The organism is Sandarakinorhabdus cyanobacteriorum (assembly GCF_002251755.1).
Lineage (GTDB): Bacteria > Pseudomonadota > Alphaproteobacteria > Sphingomonadales > Sphingomonadaceae > Sandarakinorhabdus > Sandarakinorhabdus cyanobacteriorum.
The window spans coordinates 1-26,030 of sequence record NZ_NOXT01000123.1 but is presented as its reverse complement, the minus strand read 5'-3'; the positions used below and the strand labels follow the sequence as shown (position 1 = coordinate 26,030).

Below are 26,030 nucleotides of genomic sequence, written 5' to 3'. Positions count from 1 at the left end.
AGGCTGGCGTCAGCCCAGCAGGCCGAGCCGGTGCAGTTCGGCGACCAGGGTTGGTGCATCGCGGAACTGGTGGGCGACAAAGCCGTTGGCGGCGGCAGCCTCCACATTGTCGGCGCGGTCGTCGATGAAAAACCCCTCCCCCGGCGCCAGGCCGAAGCGGGACAGCGCGAGCTGGTAGATGGCCGGGTCGGGCTTGGTCAGCCGTTCTTCGCCCGACACGATGATGTCGCGGAAATGATGGAACAGCGGCCATTGTGCCCGGAACGGCGGCCAGAATTCGTGGGAGAAGTTGGTGATGCCATAGATCGGCACATCGGCGGCGGCGAGCCGGGCGACGAGTTCGGGCATGCCGGCGATCGGCCCGGTGATGGTTTCGTTGAAGCGCGGGCCGAACTGGCGGATGAGATCGGCTTCGGCTGGAAAGCGGGCAATGAGCTCGGCGCTGGTTTCGGCAAAGGGCCGGCCGGCATCATGCTGGAAATGCCAGGCCGGCGTCACGACATGGCCAAGGAACCAATCCAGACGGGCGGGATCGGGGATTTGCGGCGCATAGAAGGCGCGGACATTCCAATCGACCAGCACATTGCCGACATCGAAGACGACCGCACGGACCATCGGCGTTTCCCCAAACAGCAAAACCCCCGCCGGCTGGCAGGGGTCTCACCACAGCGACCGGCGCGATCGCCGGTCTGCCCGCAATCAGCCCTGGCGGGCCTTGAAGCGACGGTTGGTCTTGTTGATCACATAGGTGCGGCCATGGCGGCGCACCACCTGGCAATCGCGGTGACGGCCCTTGAGGCTCTTGAGGCTGTTGCGGATCTTCATGGTCGGTTCCGGTGTGAATCGGTGGCGTTTCGAAGGCCGCGAGCTAAGGGAGGGCGGGCGCTTTGTCAACCGCGCGGGCGGCAATTGCCAAGCCCTTGTCGCTGTGGAACGCTGTGCCGGATCAAAGGCAACAAGGGAAGCGCCGCCATGGAACGCCGTGCCATCAATCCGACCCCCTGGCTGACCCACTACAACATGAATCACGCCATCGAGGTGAAGGGCGGCAGCCGCACGCTCTATCTTTCAGGGCAGACATCGACAGCCGCGGACGGCAGCACCCTGCATCCAGACGATTTGGTGGCACAGTTCGCCACCGCCTGGGCCAATGTGAAGGATGCGCTGGCCGGGGCCGACATGGTGCCCGGCGATGTGGTGCGGCTGAACATCTATACCACGGATGTGGACCAGTTCATGCTGCGGGCCGAACAGATTGTGCCGATCTTTGCAGCCGATGGGGTGCAGCCGGTGTGCACGCTGCTGGGGGTGGCCCGGCTGTTCGATCCGCTGGTGATGATCGAGCTTGAGGCCACCGCCGTTGCCTGAGCTTGCCTGATCGCGGCGGCTCTGCCAGCAACGGGGCCGCAGTTTTCGGGGAGCATGACCAGTGATCCGCATCGATGCCGGCTTTGATTCCGGCAATATCAAGGTGGAACGCATCGCCGGACCGCACGAGATCGTGCTGTCGATCAACCGCGATGCCCACAGCGAATTTTACCAATGGTTCCATTTCCGCCTGTCCGGCGGACGGGGCCAGCGCTGCATCATCCGCATCATCGATCTGAATTTTTCGGCCTATCCCGATGGCTGGCCAGGCTATCGCGCCTGTGTCTCGGCTGACCGGCAGACCTGGACCCGGGCCGAGACCAGCTTTGACAAGACCCAGGCCAACGGCACGTTGACGATCATCGTCACGCCGGAGGTGGACCAGCTGTGGCTGGCCTATTTCGCGCCCTACAGCCTGGAGCGGCACCATGATCTGGTGGCCCGCATCGCCGCCCGGCCCGGCGTGACGGCGGACGTGCTGGGCCACAGCCTGGATGGCCGGCCGATTGACCGGTTGGTGCTGGGTGATGGGCCGAAGACGGTTTGGCTCTATGCCCGCCAGCATCCGGGCGAGAGCATGGCGGAATGGTGGATGGAGGGCGTGGCTGAACGGTTGACCGATCCGGCCGATCCGGTGGCGCGGACATTGCGCCGACAAGCGACCTTCCACATCGTGCCCAACATGAACCCGGATGGCAGTGTTCGCGGGCATCTGCGCACCAATGCGGCGGGTGTGAACCTGAACCGGGAATGGCATGCGCCGTCGGCAGAGAAATCGCCCGAGGTGCTGTGCGTGCTGGCCGCGATGGACAAGGCCGGCTGCGACCTTGCCATGGATGTGCATGGCGACGAGGCCATCCCGCAGGTGTTCATCGCCGGGTTCGAAGGCATCCCGTCGATCACCGAGCGGCAATTGCAGGCGCTGCACGATTACAAGGCGCGGCTGGCGCGGATCAGCCCGGATTTCCAGACCGCCAAGGGCTATCCGGTGGCGCGGCCGGGCACCGCCAATCTGGCCATGAGCACCAACCAGCTGGCCGAGCGCTTTGGCTGCTTGGCCATGACGCTGGAAATGCCGTTCAAGGACAATGATGACCTGCCCTGCCCCCGCTTCGGCTGGTCGCCGGCGCGCTCCATGCAGCTGGGCCGGGATTGCCTGGCGGCCATCTTGGAGACGTTGCCCGACCTTGGCTGAATGATGGGGTGACGGGCCACGGGCACCCCCATATCGTGGCCGCCAAGAGGAGACCGACCATGGCCTATGAGCATATCCTGTTTGACGAAGCCGATGGCATCGCGACCATCACCATCAACCGGCCGCAGGCGCTGAACGCGCTGCACATCGGCGTGATTGCCGAGATGATCGACGCGGTGGACCGGGTGCGTGACGAGGGCACGGCGCGGGTGCTGGTGCTGACGGGTGCCGGCCGTGCCTTCTGCTCGGGCGCTGATCTGGCCGGCGGCGGGGCTGGGGGCGGTGCGCGCCGCTCTGGTCCGCCCGATGCCGGCGCCGTGCTGGAAAGTCATTTCAACCCGCTCTTGGAGCGGCTGTTCGCGCTGCCGGTGCCGTTCATCACCTCGGTCAACGGGCCGGCGGCGGGGGCCGGCTGTTCCTATGCGCTGGCCGGTGACATCGTGATCGCGGCCAAATCCGCCTATTTCCTGCAGGCCTTTGTCAACATCGGGCTGGTGCCGGATGTGGGCTCCACCTGGCTGCTGCCGCGGCTGGCCGGGCGGGCGCGGGCGCAGGCGATGATGATGCTGGGCGAGCGTATCCCGGCCGAGACGGCGCTGGATTGGGGCATGGTGTACAAGGTGGTCGATGATGCCGAGCTGGCCGCCGCCACCCGCGCTGTCGCCGAAAAGCTGGCCAAGGGGCCGACCCGGTCCTACGCGCTGATCCGCCAGGGCATCCGCGAGTGCCTGGACAAGCCGCTTTCCGAAGGCCTGATGGTGGAGCGGCGCAACCAGCTGCAGGCCGGGCGCACCGCCGACTTCGTCGAGGGGGTGAGTGCCTTCCTGCAGAAGCGGCCGGCGCAGTTCACCGGCAAATAAGGGCCGGGAACGCGCTGCCCCCTCCGTCAGCCTGCGGCTGCAACCTCCCCCAGCGGGGGAGGATCTGGTTTGCGCTTCAGTCCATCAGCAGCACGGGCTTGACTGCCCGGCCGGCGGCCATGTCGGCCACCGCCTCGTTGATCTGCGCGAACGCATAGGTTTGCACCAGCGGCGCGTGGTTGAAGCGGCCGGCACGGTGGCGGCCCAACAGCCAGGGGATGAAGCTTTGCGGATCAGCATCGCCTTCAACCGCGCCAACAAGGCGGCGGCCGCCGAGCAGCGTGTTGGGGTTGATGGTGATTTCGGTGCCGGGCGCGGTGACGGCGAGCAGGGCCATCTGGCCGCGCGCCGCCAGCCCCTCCAACCCGCCGCGCACCACGGCCGAGACGCCGGTGGTATCGACAATCCGGTCGATGCCGGTGGGCACGATGGCCCGCAGGGCCAGCGCCAGATCGGCGGCAGCCATGCCATTGCTGTTGATGGCGTGGGTCGCCCCCATGCGGCGGGCCAGATCGAGCCGGTCCGCCACCCGGTCCACCGCCACGATGGTGTGGCAATCGCGGTCGACCGCGGCCAACATGGCGGCGAGGCCGACACTGCCGGCGCCGATCACGGCAAAGCTGTGCGCCGATTGCACGTCGAGCGTGTTGTAGGCGGTGCCGGCGCCGGTCTGCAGGCCGCAGCCGAACGGCGCGGCGAGTTCGAACGGCACATCATCGGCCAGCTTCACCGTGTTGCGGGCATAGGCGATGGCGTGGCCGGCAAAGCTGGATTGGCCGAAGAAGCCGCCATAGACGGGCGCATCGCCCTGGTGCATCGGCACCGCGCCATCGGGCAGCACGCCGCCATAATTTAGAGCCATGAAGCTGGCGCAATATTGCGGGTGGTGTGAGGCGCAATTGGGGCAGTGGCCGCAGCTGGCATAGCTCAAGACCACCCGGTCACCGGGGGCGACATGTTCCACGCCGGCCCCCACCGCCATCACCGTGCCGGCGCCTTCGTGGCCGAGCACGTGCGGCAGCGGCGTTCCCTGTTCATAACGCTGCACGCCGACATCGGTGAAACAGATGCCGCAGGCCGCCAGCTTGACCAGCAACTGCCCCGGCCCCGGATCGGCCAGCGTGACGGTTTCGAGGCTGAAGGGGGCGCCGCGGGCCCGCAGAATCGCGGCGGTGGTGGTGATCGGCATGGCGATGGTCCCCTGTTTTGCGTCGCAGTGTCGGCCCCGGCGCAGGGCAACGCAACCGCCATGATTTGGCAGGGCGACGGGGTGCCAAGTCGCTGAAATGGCATGAGCGGTGGCGGCTGGCCGGGTAGGGTCTGCGGCAGGCGCTTGACCAAGTGTCGCGGCCCGTCCAATTACGGCGCCGATGACCACAGATCCTGCCACCGAGCTGAGCTTTGAAGAGGCGTTGAAGCGCCTTGAGGAAATCGTGCGCGCCCTGGAAACGGGCGAACGCAGCCTGGATGAATCGATCAACCTGTATGAGGAAGGGCAGCGGCTGAAATCGCTGTGCGAGGCGCGGCTGGCCGATGCCCGCCAGCGCATCGAGCTGATCCAGCAGAATGCCGCCGGCGAGCCTGTTGCCACCCGCCCTCTCGACGCGCAATAAGGCCAGGCCAATGGTTCCCTCTCCCGTGATGCTGAAGCCGGCGCTGGACGCCATCGGCAAGGCCATCGACCAGCGGTTCGACAAGCTGCTGGCGGTGCCGGACGACAGCCGCGCCCGCCTGTATGAAGCGATGCGCCATGCCGTGATCGGCGGCGGCAAGCGCATGCGGCCGCTGCTGGTGGTGGCGGCCTGCGACCTGTTCCATGTCGAGCGTGACCGGGCGCTGCGCGTCGCGCTCGCCATCGAGTGCATCCATTGTTACAGCCTGATCCACGATGATCTGCCGTGCATGGACGATGACGACATGCGGCGCGGCAAGCCCACGGTGCACAAGGCCTTTGACGAGGCGACCGCCGTGCTGGCCGGCGACTGCCTGCACGATATCGCCTTCGAGATTCTGGCCGATCCCGCCACCCACGAAGACCCGTTCGCCCGGCTGGAGCTGGTGACCGAACTGGCGGTGCAATCGGGCCCGGCCGGCATGGCCGGTGGCCAGATGATGGATCTGGTGGCCGGCGACGTCACCTATGATCTGGCCGGCATCACCCGGCTGCAGCAGTTGAAAACGGGTGCGCTGATCCAGTGGTGCCTGGAGGCCGGCGCCATCATGGGCCGGGCTTCGGAAGGCCAGCGCAAGGCGCTGCGCGCCTATGCCCGCGATCTGGGCCTGGCGTTCCAGATTGCCGATGACCTGCTGGATGTGGAAGGCACATCGGCCAAGACAGGCAAGGCCGTGCAGAAGGACGCCGCCGCCGGCAAGGCGACCTTTGTGTCGCTGCTGGGCTTGGAGCGGGCGCGGGCGCAGGCCAATGCCCTGATTGATCAGGCGATCGGCCATCTTTCCGGCCACGGGCCGGAAGCCGATCTGCTGCGCGCCATTGCCCGGTTCGCGGTTGAACGCGACAATTGAGGGGAAAGCCCATGACCCGCATCGGCGTTTACCCCGGCACCTTCGATCCGATGACGCTGGGGCATTTGGACATCATCCGCCGCGGTGCGCGGCTGGTGGACCGGCTGGTGATCGGGGTGGCGACCAATCCATCGAAATCGCCGATGTTCACTTTGGCCGAGCGCAAGGCCCAGATCGTGCGCGAAACCGCCGACATTCCCAATGTGGAAGTGACGGAGTTTGACGAGCTGTTGATGTCGTTTGCCGAGCGGCTGGGCGCCACGATCATCGTGCGCGGCCTGCGCGGGGCCGGCGATTTCGAATATGAGTTCCAGATGACCGGCATGAACCGGGCCCTGAATGATGACATCGAGCAGGTGTTCCTGATGGCCGATGTGGCCTTGCAGCCGATTGCTTCACGTCTGGTCAAGGAAATCGCTGTTTATGGTGGCGACATCCGCAAGTTCGTGACACCGGACATCGCCGATGAGGTGGTGGCACGGGTGAAGGCGAATGGATTGAAGGGCCAATGATGCGATTTTCCACCCTGATTGCCGCTGCAATGTTGATGGCCGCGCCGGCGCTGGCGCAGCAGCAGCGCATCGACCCCAAGGATCTGAAGGCGCCGCCCAAGCTGCCGGAAATGGCCGGCCCTTCCAATCTGGCGGGCACGCTCGCGCAGGTGAATGACGAGAATATCCTGCTGCTCGATCTGTCGACCGGCGGGAGGGTGAAGATCGTGATGCGCCCGGATGTGGCGCCCAAGCATGTCGAGCGGATCAAGACGCTGGTGCGCGAAGGCTTTTACGACGGCACCGTGTTTCACCGCGTGATCGATGGCTTCATGGCCCAGGGCGGTGATCCGACGGCGACCGGCCAGGGTGGATCCAAGCTGCCCGACCTGAAGGCCGAGTTCAACGATCTGCCGCATGTGCGCGGCGCCGTGGCCATGGCCCGCTCGCAGAGCGACGACAGCGCCAACAGCCAATTTTATGTGGTGCTGATGCCGGTGCTGCGGCTGGACCGTACCTACACCGTGTGGGGCCGGGTGGTGGAGGGCATGAAATATGTCGACGCCATCGAAAAGGGCGAGCCGCCTGACAACCCCAGCAAGATCATCAAGGCCAGCATCGCGGCCGACAAGGTGCCCGCGCCTGATTTCGCCGCGATCAAGCCCGCCGCCACGCCGATTCCGGCCGGCGCGCTGAACCTGCCGCCGCCGGCAGCGGGGCCAATCCCGCCCAAATAATCGCTGCCCCCTTCCCTGCCACGCCAACAAGGGCTGTTCCCCCGATGCTGGTTGATGATTTCGATTTCCATTTGCCTGAAGAGCGCATCGCGCTGCGCCCCGCCAATCCGCGTGACAGCGCCCGGCTGTTGACGGTGACCGGCCGTGATGTCGGCACGCTCGGTGATTTCAGCTTCTTGGATCTGCCCGGCCGGCTGCGGCGCGGCGACGTGCTGGTGGTGAACGACACACGGGTGATCCCGGCCCAATTGCATGCGCTGAAGGGCCAGGCCCATATCGGCGTGACCCTGCACAAGCGCGAAACGGCCGACCAGTGGTGGAGTTTCGTGAAGAATGCCCGCCGCCTGAAGCCGGGAGACCGGGTGGAATTTGGCCCCGGCCTTGCGGGCGAAGTGCTGGACAAGGCCGATGAAGGCGGCGTGCTGTGGCGGTTTTCGGCACTGCCCGGCGAGACGCTGGAGCAGGCGCTGGAGCGGGTGGGGCAGATGCCGCTGCCGCCCTATATCGCCCGGCGGCGCGGCACCGATGCCCAGGATGCCGCCGATTACCAGACGCTGCATGCCGCCAAGGATGGCGCCGTCGCCGCCCCCACCGCCGGCCTGCACTTCACGCCCCGGCTGTGGGAAGCGCTGGCGGCGGCCGGCATCACCCGCGAGACGGTGACGCTGCATGTGGGAGCCGGCACCTTCCTGCCGGTGAAGGCGGACAAGGTTGAGGACCACAAGATGCACGCCGAATGGGGCAGCATCGACGCCGCCACCGCCGCCCGGCTGAACTCCGCCCGCGCCGCCGGCGGGCGCATCATCTCGGTGGGCACCACCTCGCTCCGGCTGCTTGAATCCTGTGTGAGCGAGACGGGCGAAATCCGCGAATTCACCGGCGACACCAGCATCTTCATCTATCCGGGGTACCGGCTGAAGGCAATTGATGGCCTGATCACCAATTTCCACCTGCCGCGATCGACCCTGTTCATGCTGGTCAGCGCGCTGATGGGGCTGGACGTGATGCGCAAGACCTACGCGCATGCCATTGAAAAGGAATATCGTTTTTACAGCTATGGCGACGGCAGCCTGTTGCTGCCCTAGACTTGGTTGCTGTTTGATTGAACCGCTCATGCCGAGCTTGGGATTCCAGCACGGCGCAATCGGGTCTAATGGATTTGGGATGAGCGTTGCCTTCACCAAGGAAAATGATGCCGAGGCGGTGGCGGCCGATCTGCCGGACCGGCCGATCCCGACCCATGCCAATCTGGTGACAGCCGCCGGCCTCGCCCGGATCGAGGCGGCGCTGGCAGCGGCCAAGGCGGATTATGCCGCGGCGCAGGCCAGCGACGCGATCAGCAGCGACCGCACGGCCATGGCGCGGGCCACCCGCGACCTGCGCTATTGGTCGGCGCGGCGGGCGACGGCGCAGTTGGTTGATCGCCGGCCGACGGATGGCACGATCGGTTTTGGCGCCGAAGTTGGGATCGAGCGCGCCGACGGCCGGCGCCAGACCTATGCCATCGTTGGCGATGACGAAGCCGACCCGGCGCAGGGCAGCGTCTCCCACGTCTCCCCCTTTGCCCGCGCGGTGGGCGGGCGGCAGGTGGGCGATGTGGTGATGCTGGCCGGGCAGGAGGTGGAGATCGTGTCGATGCGCTGGCCTGAGACACTAAAGGACGGAAGTCAGTCCGGCGATCAAGGCAGCGGGGGGCGGGACGTGCCCGGCCGGCGATAACGGCGCGGATCGATGCCGTGGCGGGCCAGCTTGTCGTACAGCGTCTTGCGCGGGAGTGACAGGGCGGCCGTCACCGCCTCGATGCGGCCGCCGTGCCGCTCCAGCGCCTCGCGCAGCAGGCCGGCTTCGATGCGGGCGAGCCGTTCGGCCAGGCTTGTGCCCGGCGCCTCGGCCAGATCGGGGCCATCATCGGCCAGCCCGAGCACGAAGCGCCGGGCATAATTGTCAAGCTCGGCCAGGTTGCCCGGCCAATCATGGGCAATGAGATGGGCGCGCACACTGGCGCTGATTGGCGGCAGTGGCTGGCCCAACCGCTGGGCAGCCTGCGCCGCCTGTTGCCCGAACAACATCAGCACATCGTCGCGGCGCTGGCGCAGCGGCGGGATGGCGAGGCGCACGCCGCCCAGCCGGATCTGGAGATCAGGCTGCAACTGGTCGGGCCAGGCGGTGGCGGCGGCGATCAGGCGCACATCAGCCGTGTCGAGCGCTGCCACCAGCCGCAGTTGCACCGCTGGGGCCAGCGCATCGACATTGTCGAGAAACAGGCTGCCTGCTTCGGCCTGGGCCAGCCGGCCGCGTGCCCCGCGCGGGCCGGGTTGGCCAAACAGCTCAAGGCCCTGCGCTTCTGCGGGAATCGCGGCGCAATTGACCGCGACAAAGGCGCGGGCGCGGCGGCGGCTGCGATCATGCACGGCGCGCGCCACGCGATCTCGGCCACAGCCCGGTTCGGCCAGGATCAGCAGATCGATATCGGCATCGCCCAGCGCCGTCAGCCGATCGCGCAGCGCCAGCATGGCGGGATCATCGCCGGCCAGCGCCAGCAGATGCGCCAGCGGATCCGGCGCCGCGTTGGCGGCGATGGCGGCCAGCCGGCGATTGTCGAGCACCAGGCGGCGCTTTTCCAGCGCGCGCGCCACGCTGGCCAGCAGGCGATCCGGATCAAAGGGCTTGGCCAGGAAATCATAGGCGCCGGTCTTCAGCGCGCTCACCGCCTCATCGATATTGCCATGGCCGGTGATGAAGATGATGGGCAGATCGGCGTCCAGCGCCTGCACGGCGGCAAAGAACTGCCAGCCATCGAGCCCCGGCATCCTGAGATCGGAGATGATGACACCGGGAAAGCGGCGATCCAGCCCGGCCAGCGCGGCCGCCGCATCCTGATGCGCGATCACTTGGTGGCCGGCCAATTCCAGGCTCGCGGCCAGCGCGGCGGACAGATCGGGATCATCATCGACCAGCATGATGGGGCCAAGGCCGGGATTGGGGGCAGTGCTGGTCATGCCGCCTCTGGCAGGGTAATGCAGAAGCTGGTGCCGGTGGCGGTGGGCGCGAGCACCAGATCGCCCGCCATGGCGCGACAGATATCGCGGGAGATGACGAGGCCGAGGCCCAGCCCGCGCGGCTTGCTGGTCTGGAACGGGGTGAACAGGCTGGCGGCAATGGCCGATGGCAGGCCGGGGCCATCATCGGCAACCGTGATGGCCACCGCGCCGGCCGCGGCACTGGCCGCAACGCGGATCTGCTGGGCGCCGGCTTCCTGGGCATTGCGCAACAGGTTGACCAGCACCTGTTCCAGCCGGATGCGATCGGCCAGCACGGCCAGATCGGCGGGCACGGCGCTGCTGTCGATGCGGGGCCGGTTGCGGCCCTTGCCGTCGGGCACCAGCAGACGGGCGCCGGCAATGGCATCGGCCAGCACCACGCGCACCGGCGGCCCATCGGATTTGCGGGCGAAATCGCGCAGCTCGCCGGTGATATGGCCGATACGCTCCGTCAACTGCTGGATGGTGGCCAGGGCCTTTCCGGCCTGATCGGGCTGGCCGCGCGCCAGGTGGCTGGTGGCGGTGTGGGCCCAGGTGGCGATGGCCGCCACCGGCTGGTTGATCTCGTGGGTGACGCCGGCGGCGATCTGGCCCAGCGTGGTCAGCCGGTTGGCCTGTTCCAGTTCCAGGTGCAGCTGCAACAGCGCGGCTTCGGCGCGGCGGCGTTCGTCCATCTCGGCGGTCAGCTTGGCGGTGCGATCAGCCACCATCGCTTCCAGCTGGGCCTGGGCGGCGGCGCGGGCCGCAGCGGCCCGGGCATCACGGGTGCGGCGGCGGTTGATCCACCAGCCGGCCGCGATGATCAGGCTGGCGATGATGAGCGTGAGGGTGCTGGCCGCCGTGGCCGCCGCCGCCACCGCCGGGCCGGCCGGCTGCAACAGGTTGAGCGTCCAGCCCGCCATGCCGGTGGGCACCCGCACCCGCACATATTCCGCCTCGCCGACGCCCGGCAGGCGGGCATCCACATGGGCAGGATGGCTGGAATTGGCCGCCAGGCCCAGCGATGCCTCCTGGCGGAAGCGCCAGGCCTCCACGCCGGTGATGATGACGATGCCGGCCCGATCGGTGACGAACACCGGGGTGGCCGATTGGCGCCACTGGCGTTCCACTTCGGAAAAATCGATCTTGGTCACCACCACGCCCAGCGGGCGCCCGCCGGCATCGACCCGAGCCGAGAGATAGAGGCCTGGCTGGTTGGTGGTGGTGCCCAACGCGAATTGTTCGCCGCGCCCGCTGGCCATGGCGCGGGCAAAATAGTCGCGATAGGTGAAATCGCGGCCGACAAAGCTGAGCGGCTGGCCGGCGTTGGAGGCCGCGATGGTGCGGCCGTTGGCGGCGATGACATAGATGGCCGCGGCGCGGGTGCGGGCCGCCAGGCTGGCCAGCCGGGCATTGAGCGCGGGACGGGCCGCCGGATCGCGCAGCGCGGCATCGACCGCGGCATCGCCGGCCAGCACCAGCGGCAGGGCGCGATAGCGTTCCAGCTCGTTGCCCAGCACCGCCTCGAACAGATTGGCGGCCACGCTTGCTTCCCGGCGCAGGGCCGCATCCTCGCGGCCGGTGGCAAGGATGGCAGCGGCCCAGCTGGCCGCCAGGCCAACCAGGATGGCCAGCAGCAACCAGCGCCGGGCGGGGGTGAGAGCCGGAAAACCGGACGACGGCGACATGGCGGCAGCATGGCAGGCGGCCGCCGGCGCGCAAGCAAAATGTGCGGATTTCCGCACAGGAATTGCGTCATTTGTGCGGATTTCCGCACATAATTGCAGGCTGTGGTGGCGCAACTGCCTGATTTGGGCCGGTTTGGCGGATGCGACCGGCCGGTTGCAGGGGATGGCTGCTCGCGCGATTGAGGGGGATGACCGGCGCTGGGGGTGGGCTGGTCACGGGGAGCAAATCATCATCACGCCGTCGGCCTCGACGGGCAGCCCGGCACGCACCAAGCCGGTCTATGCCCAGCTTTATGCCCAGGTGCTGCTTGCCATCACGGTGGGCGGCCTGATCGGCCATTTCGCGCCCGAAACCGGCGTGGCAATGAAGCCGCTGGGCGATGCCTTCATCCGGCTGGTGAAGATGATCATTGCGCCGGTGATCTTTCTCACCATCGTCACCGGCATTGCCGGGATGCGCGATCTGGGATCGGTGGGCCGCGTGGCCGGCAAGGCCTTTGCCTATTTCCTGTGCTTTTCCAGCCTGGCGCTGGTGGTCGGCCTGATCGTGGCCAATCTAGTGCAGCCCGGCCACGGCATGAACATCGATCCGGCCAGCCTGGAGACGGGTGCGGTCAATGACTATGTCAGCAAGGCGAAGGACCAGACCATCACGGCCTTCCTGATGGGCATCATCCCGGAAACCATGCTGGGCGCCTTTGTCGACGGCAATCTGCTGCAGGTGCTGTTCATCGCCATCAGCTTCGGCATTGCGCTGGCGATGGGCGGTGCCGCGGCGCAACCGGTGGTGAAATTGCTGGAGGCGGTGGGCGCCGCCATGTTCACACTGGTGGCCATCTTCATGCGGGCGGCACCGATTGGCGCACTGGGGGCGTTCGCCTTCACCATCGGGAAATATGGCATTGATTCCATTGCCAATCTCGCCGCGCTGGTCGCCACTTTCTACCTCACCTCCATCCTGTTTGTGGTGGTGGTGCTGGGGCTGGTGGCACGCGGCGCCGGCTTTTCCATCTTCACGCTGATCCGCTATCTGAAGGCGGAGCTGCTGCTGGTGCTGGGCACCTCGAGTTCCGAATCGGCCCTGCCCAGCCTGATGGACAAGATGGAGCGCGCCGGCTGCCCGCGCCCGATTGTCGGGCTGGTGGTACCCACCGGCTACAGCTTCAACCTGGATGGCACCAACATCTACATGACATTGGCCGCGCTGTTCATCGCGCAGGCCACCGGCATCGAATTGAGCCTCGCTGACCAGCTCCTGCTGCTCGGGGTGGCCATGCTGAGCTCCAAGGGCGCCGCCGGGGTGACCGGCGCGGGCTTCATCACGCTGGCGGCCACCCTGTCGATCGTGCCCAGCGTGCCGATTGCCGGCATGGCACTGATCCTGGGCATCGACCGGTTCATGAGCGAGTGCCGCGCCCTGACCAACTTCATCGGCAATGCGGTTGCCACCATCGTCGTGTCGCGCTGGGAGCGTGGCATCGACGAGGCGCGCTTTGCCGCCGTGTTCACCAACCACCAGTTCGGGCCCGATGGCACCACGCCGGGCCCCGAAGCCGATCCGGATTGAGGCCAGCCGGCCCGACACCAATGGGGAGACCAACGATGCGCATCAATTCCAGCACCAGCCTTTCCGCCCTTGCCGTGGCGCTGTGGGCCGGGCCAGCCCTGGCCCAAACCGCGCCAGCCCCCGCGCCGGCCGCCACCGCCGTGGTGGAGGCCAAGGAAAGCGAGATGATCATCGTCACCGGGTCCAACATCCGTGGCGCCACCGACAGCGGCGCGATTGCGGTGACGGTTCTGGATGCCGATCAGTTGGCCGCCTTTGGCGTGACAGCACTGGCGAAATCTTTGAAAATATTGCCCAGGCCGGCGCGGCCGAAATCAATGGCGCGGCCGATGGCCCCAATGATGCGCGCGGCGATGTCGCCACCATCAACCTGCGCGGGCTGGGCACCGGCAACACGCTGGTGCTGTTGAACGGCCGCCGCATCGCCGCCCACGCGGTCAACCAGGATATCGGCTCCACGCCGCGCCAGATCACCAACGTCAACGCCTTTCCCGCCGCCGGGATCGACCGGGTGGAAGTGCTGCGCGACGGCGCCTCGGCGCTTTATGGTTCGGATGCCACGGCCGGTGTGGTGAACACCATTCTGGATGCCAAGTTCGACAAGCTGCGCGCCACCATCCGCTATTCGGGTGTGGAAGGCACCGGGAGCGACGAACTGCAGGCCGATGTTGCCTTTGGCTTCAAGTGCAACCAGGGCAAGACCCGGCTGATGTTCACCGGCGGCTATTTCCGCCGCAACGGGCTTTATGCCCAGGAACTGGATGGCCAGTTCAACACGGTCGACAAACGCGGCGTGCTGGGTGACAGCCCGTTTGCCACCACCACCACCGATTGCCGCAACACCTCCACCTCCTCGCCGTTTGGCCAGTATCAGGCCGGCGCGGTCAACGCCCAGGGCGTGTTCGTCGGCCGGCGCATCCGCCAAGGCACCCGCAACCTGACGAGCACGACGGGCGTGTTCCACATCCAGCCCTGCGGCTTTGCCGGCACGCTGGCGGAACTGGGCAGCCGGCCAGAAGGCTGCATGGGCATTGACGATGGCTCGCTGGACACCGCGCTGCGTTATGACTTCAACGCCAACCAGCCCAACAACGCCCTGAACGAAGGGGTGCGCATCCAGAATGACGCGGTTTCGGCACGCGGCCGCTAGCTGATTTCCGATGCGGAGCGCATCAACGTCTACAGCCAGTTCGAACATGAATTCTCGAGCAATCTGCAGTTCTTTGCCGAAGGCCTTTATTATCGCGCCACCACCAATTCCAACCGCGCCACCCAGCCGCTGGATTCGGGCCTCGCCTTCCTGATCGTGCCGGCCTCCAACTATTGGAACCCGTTTGGCGCCACCACCAGCCCGAACCGGCTGCCCGGCCTGAACACCACCGATGTGCCAACCGGCGGCGTCAATGTGCTGCTGCAGAACTGGCGGCCGACCGAGCTTGGCCCGCGCTTCATTTCCACCTTCACCGAAACCTATCGCGTGATGGCCGGCCTGCGCGGCAATTTCGGCAGCTGGGAATGGGAAGGCGCCATCGCCAACAGCTCGAACCTGACGACGGACGAGGAAAGTAACTGCATTTCCAAGACGTTGCTGCAGGCCGAACTGGCCAAGTCCACGCCTGATGCCATCAATCCGTTTGGCGGGCCCAACGCCAACAGCCAGGCGCAGTGGGACCGGGTGCGGATTTCCAGCCTGAACCGCGGCCGCACCACGCTGACCACCGGCGATTTCCGCATTTCGAACAACAATGCCTTTGAATTGTGGGCCGGGCCGGTGGGCATCGCCGCCGGTGTCGAATGGCGGCGCGAATCCTATCTGGAGGATCGCGACCCGCGCCTGGATGGCACCATCATCTTCAACACCGCCAATGTGTCCGGCCGATCCGACGTGGTGGGGGTTTCGCCCACCAACGACAGCTCGGCCAGCCGCAATGCCTATGCCGCCTTTGCCGAAGCGCTGGTGCCGCTGATCGAGGGCAATGACGGCTGGTTCTACAACAAGCTCAACCTGCAGATGGCGGTGCGCGCCGAGCATTTCGATGATCTGAAGGCAAGCGCGGTCAAGCCAAAGGTGGCGCTGAGCTGGTTCCCGGTGCGCGCCTTCAATCTGCGCGCCGCCTATTCGGAAGGCTTCCGCGTGCCCAACATGGTGCAGCTGAACCGGGGCGACATCTCCCGCCTGAACCTGGGCGTGGAGGATTATTGGCGGTCGGACGTAACGCGCGATCCGGGGTCGACCGGGGATGCCTATCTGCCGTCGGTGCGCCAGTCCAACCCCAATCTGCGCAATGAGGATACCAAGACCATCGTGGTCGGCGGCGTGCTGGATCTGGCCAAGGTCTTCGACAGCCCCAGCGTGAAGCGCTTCACCTTCAGCGTGGATTACTGGCGCTTTGAACAGACCGGCCTGGTGGGCGCCTTTGGTGACCGCGAGGCGCTGGCGCTGGACTTCCTGGAACGCAAGCAGGGCCGCAACAACCCCAATGTCGTGCGCGCCGATCCCACCGCCGATGACATTGCCGCCTTTGCCGCCTGGAACGCGGCCAACCCCAATGATCAGCGCACCGTGGCCGGCGCCGTGCTGTTCATCCGCGATCCCTATATCAATCTCGACAAGCAGGTCGCAGACGGCTTTGATTTCAGCCTGAACACCAGCTTCAACGCCGGCAAGCTGGGCAATTTCCGCCTGAATGTCGAAGCCACCTATCTGATGACCCTTGATGTGCAGCGCAACGAGCTGCTGAATTCGCTGGCCACCAACCCGACCGGCGCCTTTGGCAATGATTTCACGATTCTGCAGGTGGATCGCGTGCGGCTGGATGGCAACCAGCGCTGGCGCGGCAGCGCCACCTTCAGCTGGAACAAGGGCATTTTCGGCCTGGGCGGCTCGGTGCGCTATATTGATGGCTTCACCGACACCAATGCCGATATCCTGGTCAATGGCGCCACCCAGTTCTGGCAGGTGCGCGAGGATTGGCGGGTGAACCTGTTTGGCGATGTGAAGATGGTGATCAAGAAGGGCCAGGTTCTGCGCCTGCGCGTGGGCGTGAACAATGTGCTGGATGCGCCGCCGCCGCTGGTGGATGAATCGCTGGGCTATCGCCCCGATTTCCACCAGATGGGGGCCGCGAATTCCACGTGCAGCTGCGCGGCACCTTCTGATGCGGCGGGTGGCGGCCTTGCTGCTGGCACTGGGGCTGGCGCTGCCAACGGCGGCCCAGCCCTTGCCCGACAGCTGGTTTGCCGCTGCCACTGCCGGCCGGCCAGCCTGTGAAGGCCAGGGCCGGGCCGTGCATGCCGGCTTTGAACGGGCCGGTCTGGCCGAATGCCGGATCGGTGCCGATGGCCATGTCGAGGTGACGATCCGGCCCGAAAATCGCCCGATCAACCCCAGCCCCTGATATGGCCTGGTGGTGGCCAACAGCGCCGGCGGCGAAACGCGGGTGACGCTGCATTATGACGGTGGCCGCCATCGCTATGCGCCGTGGCAGGCCCAGCCGGGCAGCCCGGTGCAGCGTCTGGCACCCGATCAGGTGACGCTGGCACCCGACGGCCAAGCCGCCACGATCCGCCTGCCCGCAGCGCCAGTGCAATTGCTCATCGCGCAGCCACCGGAAAGCTTGGACGACGTGCTCGCCCCGTTCGAGGCGCGGGTGCGCGCCGGGCAGTTGCAGCGCGTGGATGTGGGCCACAGCCTCGCGCGCCGGCCGATTGCCAGCTATTGGCACCGCCCGCCGGCCGCGCGCGGCACCATCGTGCTGATCACCCGCCAGCATCCGCCGGAAACCACCGGCCCCCAGGCCTTTGCCCATTTCACCGATCTCATCCTGGGCGACAGCGTGGCGGCGCGGGCGTTTCGGGCCAACCATGCCCTGATGATCGTGCCGCTGGCCAATCCCGATGGTTTTGTGCTGGGGCATTGGCGCCACAATCTGGGCGGCGTGGACCTGAACCGCGATTGGGGCCCGTTCACCCAGCCGGAAACGCGGGCGCTGGGTGAGGCGATGGTGCGCGCCGCCGGGGTGGCACCGATCCTGGCGGTGATCGATTTTCATTCGACCCAGCGCGATGTCGTCTATGCGCCGCCACGGCCCAGCGGGCCCGATCTGGGCGAGGCGATGCTGCAGGCCATCGCAAGTGATCTGGATGGGGCCAGCATCCGCATCGACCGGGCCCACAATCCCGGCAATGGCGTGCTGAAAAGCTCGGCGCGCGACCGGTTTGGGGTTGGCGCGCTGACCTGGGAAGTGGGGGATGACAGCCCTGCGGAACGGACCCGGCGGCTGGCCGAAGCCGCCGCCCTGGCCCTGATGGCCAGCGCCCGTTCGGAAAGGACAATGAGATGATGCGCCGCCTGTTGATGTTGTCCCTGTTGCTCACTGCTGCGCCTGCCATGGCGGAACCGGCCGATATCAAGGCCTTGCTGCAGGATTTCGAGAAGGTGCCGGCGGCCCGGCGGGTGCCTGATAGCGGCATTGCGGCGGTGCCGGCGGCGCTGGCGAGAGCGGGGGTGCAGCGGTTTGTGGTGGATGATTGGGGCGGCGCCGCCATTCCGGTGTGGCTGCTGCGCCCGGCCGGCGCGAAGGCCGATGCCCCGGTGATGTTCGTGATGCATGGTATCGGCCGCGATGCCGATCGCTACATCGCCGAATGGGTGGAGATTGCGGCCCGCGCCGGCATCGTGATCGTGGTGCCGGAGTTCACCCGCGCCGCCTTTCCCGACACGCTGAATTATAATTTTGGCGCCGTGTTCGATGAGCAGGGCAAACTGCGTCCGCGTGAGCGGTGGAGCTATTCGGCGATCGACATCATCTTTGACCGGGTGGTGGCGCGCGAGGCACTGGCGGCCAAATCCTATGTGCTGCTTGGCCATTCGGCTGGCGCGCAGTTCGTGCACCGCTTTGTGCTGCTGGGCGTCGGCGCCAAGATGAGCCGCGCGATTTCGGCCAATTCCGGCAGCTACACCTTGCCAACCGGCCCTGGCCGCTGGCCGTTTGGCGTTGCCGGCCTGCCCGATGGCCTGTGGCAACCGGCCAGGGCGCTGTCGGCGCCGATGCTGCTGATGCAGGGCACGGCCGACAATGATCCCAACCACAGCAGCCTGCCGCGCCAGCCCGAAGCCATGGCCCAGGGCCCGCACCGGCTGGCCCGCGGCATGGCGTTTTTCGCCGCCGCGCCGAGCGCTGCCGCCGACGCGAAGGTCAGCTTTGGCTGGAGCTGCGTGCTGGTGCCCGATGTGGCGCACGACAATGGCGGCATGGCGCCTTATGTTGTTGAGATGCTGAAGGCCGGGCCGTTGCGGAAAGGGGGCGCGTGCCGGCTGCTGAAAAAGGTGCCGCCGGCCTGATCAGGCCGCGCTGGCCGCCGCGCGCATCCGTTCCTGCACCTCCAGCTCGCCCGCGACCAGTTCCGACACGCGTGGCATCAGCGGCACGAACGGCGCATCGCGGGTGAGGCCATATTCGGCGCGGATGTCGGCCAGCGGGCGATGGATCTGGTTTTCGAAATCGACGAACTGGATGGAGCGCGCCCGGCGGCCCAGCGCCCAGCCATCGGTGATGGCATCCATCGCCGGCTGGATCAGCCAGGGATCGACCAGCGTGGCGTGGCCCATGATCACCGACAGGGTCATGGCGGCATAGGGATAATCGGATTGGGCGAGACCAAAGGCCTGAAGCGCCAGTTCGTTCAGCGGCTGGGTGGTATAGCCGGTGAGGACATGGTGAAGATCGTGCGTCTGATACCCACGCAGCACCTTGTATTTCAGCACGGGCGGCAACCGATTGAGCTTGCCGCTGGCTTCGAAATCGGCGATGAGCCCGGCATAGCCGGCGGCGAGTTTCTCGGCCAGGCCGTTCACCATCATATGCTCATGCCAGGCCGCCCCCAGCGTGCCCGGCGCGCAATCGGCAACCATGGCGAGGCTGAAATCCGGCGCCATCCAGCCGGCCGCCGCCAGCGGGCCCTGCTCGGGATGATCGACAATCGCCGCCACATATTTGTCGATGGCGTCTTGTGGCGCCTGTTCCCACCATTCGTTGAACAGCAGATGCACGCCATAGCGATAGAAATCATCAATCGCGGTGAGGAACTTCTCCCCAAACACGCGGTCCACCTTGTGCATGGCGGCTCTCCTTTTCCGGGCGGGCAAGACTGGCATTGATCATTCCCGACGGCAAGCATTGGCCCGGCCGGCCGTTGCGGTTATGCTGCACCGATGCACGGCTTTGGACGCTTTGCCCTTTCCCTGCTGGCTGCGCTGGCCGGATTTGTGGCGTTCAACATCGTGCTCGGCCCCTCGGTCGGCAGCGCGGCAGCCGCCGGGTTGGCCGCCGTGACCTGGCTGGGCAGCGGCAGCCGGCACCCGATCGTGCGCGGTGCGGTGCTGGGCGCCGGCTGGTGCGGCCTGATCGGCTTTCTGGGCGGCTATATCGGCCCGATGCTGTTTGATGGCGGCAATCTGGGCCCGCTGCTGGGCATCTTCATCACCGGGCCGGGCGGCGTGCTGGTGGGCGCCCTGTGCGGCGCCGCCATCGCCGCCGGCACAGGTCAGGGGTTTGGCGTGGCCGGGGTGGCCGGGGTGGCCGGCGTCGCCGGAGCAGGCTTGAATTTGATGGCAACGCCGGTGGCGTTGGTCTTGCCCCAGCTCATCGCCGTCACGTGCGAATTGCCATATTGGGCCTTGATCACTGCATCGGCGCCCAGCTTTTCGGCGCGTTCCCACAGCTCCTTGTAGATTTTTTCCTGGCTGGCTTCCTTGCTGAAGATGGTGGCCTTGCGCACCCCGGCCTGGACTTCGCCGATCACATCATAGGGACGATCGGTGAAATCGCCCGGAAACACGGGCACGCCAACGGTTTCATTCACCACCACGAAGTTCTTGGCCGGTGCCTTGGCAACCACCGGTGCAGCAATCACGACAGCGATTGCAGCCAGGGCGGCACGAATATGCGATCCCATGTTGTTCTCCTGTTTGGCCAATGCGGCAGGGAATTGCTGACAGCTTCGCCGGCTTGGGGCAATATTTCGTCATGCGATTCTTCATTGTTCCAGGCCTCGCCCTGATGGCCGGCATGGCCAGCGCCCAGCCTGCCCCGTTGGCCACCACCGGCACGCCTTTGAAACTCATGGTGTGGAACGAGGTGAGCACACGGACGGCAAAGCCCGGTGACCGGTTCCTGTTGCGCCTTGAAACTGCGGTTGTGGCAGGCGAGGCCGTGGTGATCCCACGCGGTGCCCAGGCCTGGGGCGAGGTGGTGAGTGCCAGCGGCAGCGGCATGGGTGGCAAGGCCGGCAAGCTGGAAACCCGGCTGCTGCACATCGAAGTGGATGGCCGGCCGATCAGGATCGCGCCGGCGAAGCCCGATGCTCTGGCTGACAAGGGCCGCGATGGTTCGCTGCAGATCGTTCTGGCCACGGCCGCGCTCACGCCCTGGGGGCCGTTTGCCCGTGGCAACAATGCCCGGTTGAAGGCCGGCGCCCTGGTGGATGCGGTGCTGGCCGAAGATCTGATGCCGGCAGCCGCGACGCCCTGAGCCATGGCCAGCGACGCCCCCTCCGCCGCCGGCCATCGTGAGCGGTTGCGCCAGCGCCTGCTGACTGCCGGCGGCGATGGGTTTCATGATTATGAGCTGCTGGAATATCTGCTCGCCCTCGCCATCCCGCGGCAGGACACCAAGCCGCTGGCCAAGCGGTTGATCGATGAATTCGGCAGCCTGGCCGCGCTGATCGCCGCCACACCCGAAGAGCTGAAGCGGGTGGACGGCCTGGGGGACGGCGCGGCGGCGGCGATCAAGTTTGTCGAGGCGGTCATGCTGCGGGCACTGAAGACAAGGGCGCTCGACCGACCGGTGCTCAGCGGCTGGCAGGCGCTGCTCGATTATCTCCATGCCAGCCTGGCGCAGCGGCCCACCGAGCAATTCCGGGTGATTTTCCTCAACAACCGCAACATCATGATCCGCGACGAGGTGATGAACGATGGCACCGTGAACGCCGCCCCCGTCTATCCGCGTGAGATCGTCAAGCGCGCGCTCGATCTGGGCGCTGCCGCCATGGTGCTGGTGCACAACCATCCATCGGGCGATCCGCAGCCCAGCCGGGACGATATCCAGATGACACGCGCCATCATCGAGGCCGGGCGGCATCTGGGCCTCGCCGTCCATGATCATGTCATCATCGGCGCATCCGGCCACAGTTCGATGCGCGCGGCCGGCCTGATCTGAGCCAGCTGCTATCTGAACCATACGCAATAATATCCTTGCGTTGCGGCCTTCATCTTCGCACTAAAGTGGCGAGACCATGGCGGGAGGGGCAATGCAGGCGCTGCCAGCCTTTGATGAAATGTTCGGCACCGGCGAAGGTTATAACAGCCAGTCGCCCGATGGCGTGACGGCCGCCTATCGCGCCATCCGGCAATGGCTGGCCGACAGCCCGGCCGAACTGATGGCGGCGCGGCGGGCACAGGCGGAATTGTTCTTCCGCCGCATCGGCATCACCTTTGCCGTCTATGGCGATGCCCAGGCGACCGAGCGGCTGATCCCCTTCGATATCGTGCCGCGCATCATCACCCGGCCGGAATGGCAGCGGCTGGAAAAGGGTCTGAAGCAGCGGGTGGCAGCGCTCAACATGTTCCTGGCCGATGTCTATGGCGCGCAGGAGATTCTGAAGGCTGGCATCGTTCCGGCCGAGCTGGTGCTGATGAACCCGGCCTATTGCCTGCACATGGTTGGCCGTCAGCCGCCGGGCGGCGTGTGGGTGCATATCGCCGGCATCGATCTGGTGCGCACCGGCCCGGATGAATTCTTCGTGCTGGAAGACAATGCCCGCACCCCGTCCGGCGTGTCCTACATGCTGGAAAACCGCGAGGTGATGCTGAAACTGGTGCCCGACCTGTTCGATCAGGTGAAGGTGGCGCCGGTTGAAACCTATCCGGAAAAGCTATTGGAAACGCTGGCCAGCGTGTCCCCCCGCAAGCAGCGCGGCAGCCACCCCACCTGCGTGCTGCTCACGCCGGGCCAATACAACAGCGCCTTTTATGAACACAGCTTCCTGGCCGACAAGCTGGGCATCGAACTGGTGGAAGGCAACGACCTGTTCGTGCGCGACGATATCGTGTTCATGCGCACCACCGAAGGCCCGCAACGGGTGGACGTGATCTATCGCCGGCTGGATGATGATTTCATCGATCCGCTGGTGTTCAACCCCGGCTCCATGCTGGGGGTGCCGGGCCTGATGTCGGCCTATGCCGCCGGCAATGTCACGCTGGCCAACGCGGTCGGCACCGGCATCGCCGACGACAAGGCGATCTACAGCTACATGCCCGATATCGTGCGCTTCTACACGGGCGAGGAACCGATTCTGGCCAATGTGCCGACCTGGCGCTGCCGCGAGCCCGAAGCGCTGATGTATGTGCTCGATCACCTGCCCGAACTGGTCGTGAAGGAAGTGGATGGCTCCGGCGGCTATGGCATGCTGGTTGGCCCGCACGCATCGAAAACCACGATCGCCGCCTTTGCCGCCAAGCTGAAGGCCAATCCGGAAAAATTCATCGCCCAGCCCACGCTGGCGCTCTCCACCTGCCCCACCGCCACCGATGGCGGCATCGCCGCCCGCCATGTCGATCTCAGGCCCTTCGTGCTCACCGGCAGCGACGGCGTGCGCATCGTGCCGGGCGGCCTCACCCGCGTGGCGATGACCGCTGGCAGCCTGGTGGTGAATTCAAGCCAGGGCGGCGGCACCAAAGACACCTGGATCATAGACGGTTGATGCCATGCTGAGCCGCACCGCCGGAAACCTGTTCTGGATCGGCCGCTATCTGGAGCGGGCCGATTTTTCTGCCCGCTTGATCGAGGCGACGCAGCGGCTGGCCGCCCTGCCCTCCTCTTACGGCGGCGCGTCCAACGCCTGGGAATCGGCGCTGGCTGCCGCCTGCCAGATCGATGCCTTTGCCGCCACCGGCCTTGCCATCGACGAGCATGAGGTAACCGAGTTTCTCACCCTCAACGCCGGCAACCCCTCCTCCATCCGCTCCTGCCTCGAAGCCGCGCGCTCCAACGCCCGGGCGGTGCGCACCGCGCTGACCGAGGAAGCCTGGGAGGCGATCAACACGGCCTGGCTGGAGGTCAGCCGTTATGGCACCCATCTTTCCAGCCGTGAAACGCTGGCGCAGCTGATCGAATATGTGAAGCATGCTGTGGCCGCCTTTGACGGCGCCGCCAACCGCACCATGCTGCGCGGCGATGCCTTCTGGTTCATCAATCTGGGCGCCGCCATCGAACGCGCCGACAATTCTGCCCGGCTGCTCGACGTGAAATATCATCTGCTGCTGCCGCGCGACGAGCCGGTGGGCGGCAGCCTGGATTATTTCCAGTGGACGACGATCCTGCGCACGGTTTCGGCGATGACGGCCTATCGCTGGGTGTACAATGACAGTGTGAAGCCCTGGCTGGTCGCCGATCTGCTCATTCTCAACCGGCAGATCCCGCGCAGCCTCGCCGCCTGTTATGACGAAATCCTGCGCCACCTTGATCTTTTGGCCAGCCACAGCGGCCGGCGCGGCCCGGCGCATCGCCTCGCCAGTGCCGGTCATGCCCGGCTGGCCGGCGGCAACATCGATGCGATCTTTGGCCAGGGCCTGCACGAGTTCCTGACCCAGTTCATCATCGACAACAACCGCCTGGGCGAGGCCATCGCCGAACAATATCTGTTCTGAAGAGCGAAGATGCGCATCAAGGTCGATTACCGCACTGTCTATGAATATGCCCATGCGGCCAGCGACGTGCTGCAGCTGCTGCGCGTGCAGCCGGCGGGGCACGAGGGGCAGCATATCGTCCATTGGCGGATCGACACCGATGTCGATGGCCATCTGAAGCGCGCCGAGGATGCGTTCGGCAACATCACCTACATGTTCTATCCCGATGGCCCGGTAAAGCGCCTGTCCCTCCATGTTGCGGGGGAGGTGGACACGGTGGAAAGCCATGGCGTGCTGTCGGGCGGCTATGAACCGCTGCCGTTCCAGGTGTTCCTGCGCCAGACCGATCTCACCCGGCCCGATGATGCGCTGCAGGCCCTCGCCCGCCAGGTCGATGCCGGCGATGCGCTGGCCACCTGCCACCGGCTCACCACCCTGCTTTATGAACAGTTCAGCTTTGATCCCGATGTCACCCACAGCCACAGCGATGCCGCCCATGCCTTCGCACTGAAGGCCGGGGTGTGCCAGGATTATGCCCATGTCTTCCTCAGCGTGGTGCGCACGCTTGGCATCCCGGCCCGCTATGTCTCTGGCCATCTCGTGCGCAGCGATGGCCTGATCACCCAGCCGGCCGCCCACGCCTGGGCCGAAGCGCTGATCCCCGATCTGGGCTGGGTCGCCTTTGATCCCACCAACGGCATGTGCGCCACCGAAGCCTATCTGCGCGTCGCCGTGGGCCTGGACTATCGCGACGCCGCCCCGGTGCGCGGCGCCCGGCGCGGTGGCGGCCTGGAAACCATGGCGGTGGCTGTCACCACCACGGCGGCCGCGCCGAACCAGACCCAGCTGCAGTCGCAGGCCTGAGCCCCTTGCCGGGCCGGCGCGGCCGGCGCAAACTCGGGCAAATCGCTTTGGGGGATTCCACATGACCTATTGCATCGGCATCCTGGTGCGCGAAGGGCTGGTCTTGATGGCCGACACCCGCACCAACGCCGGCGTCGACAATATCAGCAGCTACCGCAAGTTGCGGGTGATGGAGCATGGGCCCGACCGGGTGATCATGTGCGCATCGGCCGGCTCCCTTTCGGTCACGCAAAGCGCCTTGTCCCGCGTCGCGCTGGGCGTGGTGATGCCCGACACTGGCGAGAAGGAAACGCTGGCCGATGTGCCCACCGTGTTCCGCGCCGCCCAGCTGGTCGGCCAGGCGCTGTCTGACGCCAAGGCCGAGATTGAGCGGGTGGTGAAGGATGACAATGTCTACACCGATGCCACGCTGCTGCTGGCTGGCAGCATCGGCGGGCGGCGACCGCGGCTGTTCCTGATCTATGGCGCCGGCAATTTCATCGAATGCCAGTCCGACACGCCGTTCCTGCAGATTGGCGAGACCAAATATGGCAAGCCGGTGCTCGATCGCATGCTCACCTATGAAACGCCGATCGCCGAAGCGATGAAGATCGCGCTGATCTCGTTCAGCGCCACCATGCGCTCCAACCTGGCGGTCGGCCTGCCGATCGACATTGCCACCATCCGCACCGGCGTGTCCGATCTGGAACTGATCCACCGCATCGAGGCCGATGACGCCTATTATTCCGAGCTCAACAACCGCTGGTCGAACGCCCTGCGCGCCGCCGCCGCCGCCATCCCGCTGCCGCAATATGCCAGCCAGCCGGAACAGGAATTGCGCAGTTGAGGCCCGGGATCAGGCTGCGGCCATCGCCGCTGTCGGCCGTTCCCGCGTCACCCAGAGCATGATCGCCAGCACCAGGCCAACCACGCTCACCGCCGTCATCGACAGATAGCCCCATGCGGCATGGCCATCGGCCACCAGCGCGTCATAGAGATAGCCGGAAATGAAGGTGGGCACCTCCATTAACTCAGCTGAGCACCGCGCCGG

Annotated in this window: 29 protein-coding genes; 21 read left to right on the top strand and 8 right to left on the bottom strand. The window is 66.3% G+C overall.

The window, feature by feature from the left end:
- Positions 1–9: 9 nt before the first annotated feature.
- The gene (locus CHU93_RS14090; RefSeq protein WP_094474942.1) at positions 10–615 is read right to left on the bottom strand and encodes an HAD family hydrolase; all 606 of its coding nucleotides are present in this window, start codon (positions 613–615) and stop codon (positions 10–12) included.
- An 84-nt stretch (positions 616–699) separates the two neighbouring features.
- Entirely contained in the window at positions 700–825 is a 126-nt protein-coding gene (gene ykgO, locus CHU93_RS14085) for a type B 50S ribosomal protein L36 (RefSeq protein ID WP_086116581.1), read from the bottom strand.
- A gap of 147 nt (positions 826–972) precedes the next feature.
- Between ykgO and CHU93_RS14080 the strand changes: the two genes are divergently transcribed.
- The 3 genes from CHU93_RS14080 (at position 973) to CHU93_RS14070 (ending at position 3,423) form a co-directional block, all read left to right on the top strand.
- Entirely contained in the window at positions 973–1,368 is a 396-nt protein-coding gene (locus CHU93_RS14080; protein ID WP_094474800.1) for a RidA family protein, read from the top strand.
- 61 nt (positions 1,369–1,429) lie between these two features.
- On the top strand, positions 1,430–2,563 hold the full coding sequence (locus CHU93_RS14075) for a M14 family metallopeptidase (RefSeq protein WP_094474799.1): 1,134 nt from the start codon (positions 1,430–1,432) through the stop codon (positions 2,561–2,563).
- 59 nt (positions 2,564–2,622) lie between these two features.
- A complete protein-coding gene (locus tag CHU93_RS14070; RefSeq protein ID WP_094474798.1) occupies positions 2,623–3,423 on the top strand; it encodes an enoyl-CoA hydratase-related protein in 801 nt (266 codons plus the stop codon).
- A gap of 76 nt (positions 3,424–3,499) precedes the next feature.
- On the opposite strand, the gene CHU93_RS14065 is transcribed toward CHU93_RS14070, so the two are convergent.
- On the bottom strand, positions 3,500–4,612 hold the full coding sequence (locus CHU93_RS14065) for an NAD(P)-dependent alcohol dehydrogenase (RefSeq protein ID WP_207759287.1): 1,113 nt from the start codon (positions 4,610–4,612) through the stop codon (positions 3,500–3,502).
- A 181-nt stretch (positions 4,613–4,793) separates the two neighbouring features.
- On the opposite strand from CHU93_RS14065, the gene CHU93_RS14060 reads away from it, so the two are divergent.
- The 6 genes from CHU93_RS14060 (at position 4,794) to greA (ending at position 8,893) form a co-directional block, all read left to right on the top strand.
- Complete coding sequence (locus tag CHU93_RS14060) at positions 4,794–5,036, top strand: exodeoxyribonuclease VII small subunit (protein ID WP_094474797.1); 243 nt, start codon at positions 4,794–4,796, stop codon at positions 5,034–5,036.
- Between the two features lie 10 nt (positions 5,037–5,046).
- On the top strand, positions 5,047–5,946 hold the full coding sequence (locus CHU93_RS14055) for a polyprenyl synthetase family protein (protein WP_094474796.1): 900 nt from the start codon (positions 5,047–5,049) through the stop codon (positions 5,944–5,946).
- Between the two features lie 11 nt (positions 5,947–5,957).
- Positions 5,958–6,458, top strand: a complete 501-nt coding sequence (gene coaD / locus CHU93_RS14050) for a pantetheine-phosphate adenylyltransferase (RefSeq protein WP_094474795.1) — start codon at positions 5,958–5,960, stop codon at positions 6,456–6,458.
- Entirely contained in the window at positions 6,455–7,174 is a 720-nt protein-coding gene (locus tag CHU93_RS14045; protein WP_094474794.1) for a peptidylprolyl isomerase, read from the top strand. Before coaD ends, CHU93_RS14045 begins: the two co-directional genes overlap by 4 nt.
- Positions 7,175–7,218: 44 nt before the next feature.
- Positions 7,219–8,259 (top strand): tRNA preQ1(34) S-adenosylmethionine ribosyltransferase-isomerase QueA, encoded by a 1,041-nt coding sequence (gene queA, locus CHU93_RS14040; RefSeq protein WP_094474793.1) that lies wholly within the window; start codon positions 7,219–7,221, stop codon positions 8,257–8,259.
- A gap of 79 nt (positions 8,260–8,338) precedes the next feature.
- A complete protein-coding gene (greA, locus tag CHU93_RS14035) occupies positions 8,339–8,893 on the top strand; it encodes a transcription elongation factor GreA (RefSeq protein WP_094474792.1) in 555 nt (184 codons plus the stop codon).
- Here the strand turns inward: greA and CHU93_RS14030 are convergent.
- The gene (locus CHU93_RS14030) at positions 8,854–10,173 is read right to left on the bottom strand and encodes a sigma-54-dependent transcriptional regulator (RefSeq protein ID WP_094474791.1); all 1,320 of its coding nucleotides are present in this window, start codon (positions 10,171–10,173) and stop codon (positions 8,854–8,856) included. The genes greA and CHU93_RS14030 overlap by 40 nt on opposite strands.
- The gene (locus CHU93_RS14025; protein WP_094474790.1) at positions 10,170–11,882 is read right to left on the bottom strand and encodes a sensor histidine kinase; all 1,713 of its coding nucleotides are present in this window, start codon (positions 11,880–11,882) and stop codon (positions 10,170–10,172) included. Before CHU93_RS14025 ends, CHU93_RS14030 begins: the two co-directional genes overlap by 4 nt.
- Positions 11,883–12,114: 232 nt before the next feature.
- Here CHU93_RS14025 and CHU93_RS14020 point away from each other — a divergent pair, with 232 nt between their 5' ends.
- The 6 genes from CHU93_RS14020 to CHU93_RS14000 all read left to right on the top strand — a co-directional run bounded on the left by CHU93_RS14020 (position 12,115) and on the right by CHU93_RS14000 (position 18,793).
- Positions 12,115–13,449: a dicarboxylate/amino acid:cation symporter gene (locus CHU93_RS14020; protein WP_423825911.1), complete on the top strand. Its 1,335-nt coding sequence runs from the start codon at positions 12,115–12,117 to the stop codon at positions 13,447–13,449.
- 35 nt (positions 13,450–13,484) lie between these two features.
- On the top strand, positions 13,485–13,859 hold the full coding sequence (locus CHU93_RS18045; RefSeq protein ID WP_243375711.1) for a hypothetical protein: 375 nt from the start codon (positions 13,485–13,487) through the stop codon (positions 13,857–13,859).
- A complete protein-coding gene (locus tag CHU93_RS18040; protein ID WP_243375707.1) occupies positions 13,763–14,599 on the top strand; it encodes a TonB-dependent receptor plug domain-containing protein in 837 nt (278 codons plus the stop codon). Before CHU93_RS18045 ends, CHU93_RS18040 begins: the two co-directional genes overlap by 97 nt.
- A 156-nt stretch (positions 14,600–14,755) precedes the next feature.
- Positions 14,756–16,720 (top strand): TonB-dependent receptor domain-containing protein, encoded by a 1,965-nt coding sequence (locus CHU93_RS18035; RefSeq protein WP_243375696.1) that lies wholly within the window; start codon positions 14,756–14,758, stop codon positions 16,718–16,720.
- 139 nt (positions 16,721–16,859) lie between these two features.
- Positions 16,860–17,792, top strand: a complete 933-nt coding sequence (locus tag CHU93_RS14005) for a M14 family metallopeptidase (RefSeq protein WP_165768754.1) — start codon at positions 16,860–16,862, stop codon at positions 17,790–17,792.
- Entirely contained in the window at positions 17,789–18,793 is a 1,005-nt protein-coding gene (locus tag CHU93_RS14000; RefSeq protein WP_133064412.1) for an alpha/beta hydrolase family protein, read from the top strand. Before CHU93_RS14005 ends, CHU93_RS14000 begins: the two co-directional genes overlap by 4 nt.
- Here the strand turns inward: CHU93_RS14000 and CHU93_RS13995 are convergent, their stop codons facing one another.
- Together CHU93_RS13995 and CHU93_RS13990 are read right to left on the bottom strand one after the other, a co-directional pair.
- Positions 18,794–19,570, bottom strand: coding sequence for a Coq4 family protein (locus tag CHU93_RS13995; protein ID WP_165768753.1), 777 nt, complete (start codon positions 19,568–19,570; stop codon positions 18,794–18,796).
- A 425-nt stretch (positions 19,571–19,995) separates the two neighbouring features.
- Positions 19,996–20,406, bottom strand: coding sequence for a heavy metal-binding domain-containing protein (locus CHU93_RS13990; protein WP_094474940.1), 411 nt, complete (start codon positions 20,404–20,406; stop codon positions 19,996–19,998).
- Between the two features lie 71 nt (positions 20,407–20,477).
- Here CHU93_RS13990 and CHU93_RS13985 point away from each other — a divergent pair, with 71 nt between their 5' ends.
- From CHU93_RS13985 to CHU93_RS13960, 6 genes are all read left to right on the top strand, one after another.
- Positions 20,478–20,981 (top strand): hypothetical protein, encoded by a 504-nt coding sequence (locus CHU93_RS13985; protein WP_133064411.1) that lies wholly within the window; start codon positions 20,478–20,480, stop codon positions 20,979–20,981.
- A gap of 3 nt (positions 20,982–20,984) precedes the next feature.
- A complete protein-coding gene (radC, locus tag CHU93_RS13980; RefSeq protein ID WP_094474783.1) occupies positions 20,985–21,668 on the top strand; it encodes a RadC family protein in 684 nt (227 codons plus the stop codon).
- 91 nt (positions 21,669–21,759) lie between these two features.
- On the top strand, positions 21,760–23,211 hold the full coding sequence (locus tag CHU93_RS13975) for a circularly permuted type 2 ATP-grasp protein (protein ID WP_207759286.1): 1,452 nt from the start codon (positions 21,760–21,762) through the stop codon (positions 23,209–23,211).
- Positions 23,212–23,215: 4 nt separating this feature from the next.
- Positions 23,216–24,157, top strand: a complete 942-nt coding sequence (locus CHU93_RS13970) for an alpha-E domain-containing protein (protein WP_086116599.1) — start codon at positions 23,216–23,218, stop codon at positions 24,155–24,157.
- 9 nt (positions 24,158–24,166) lie between these two features.
- Entirely contained in the window at positions 24,167–25,000 is an 834-nt protein-coding gene (locus CHU93_RS13965) for a transglutaminase family protein (RefSeq protein WP_094474782.1), read from the top strand.
- 61 nt (positions 25,001–25,061) lie between these two features.
- Entirely contained in the window at positions 25,062–25,826 is a 765-nt protein-coding gene (locus tag CHU93_RS13960) for a proteasome-type protease (RefSeq protein ID WP_094474781.1), read from the top strand.
- 9 nt (positions 25,827–25,835) lie between these two features.
- Here CHU93_RS13960 and CHU93_RS17615 read toward each other — a convergent pair.
- On the bottom strand, positions 25,836–26,030 hold a 195-nt coding region (locus tag CHU93_RS17615), incomplete at its 5' end, for a hypothetical protein (RefSeq protein ID WP_207759285.1).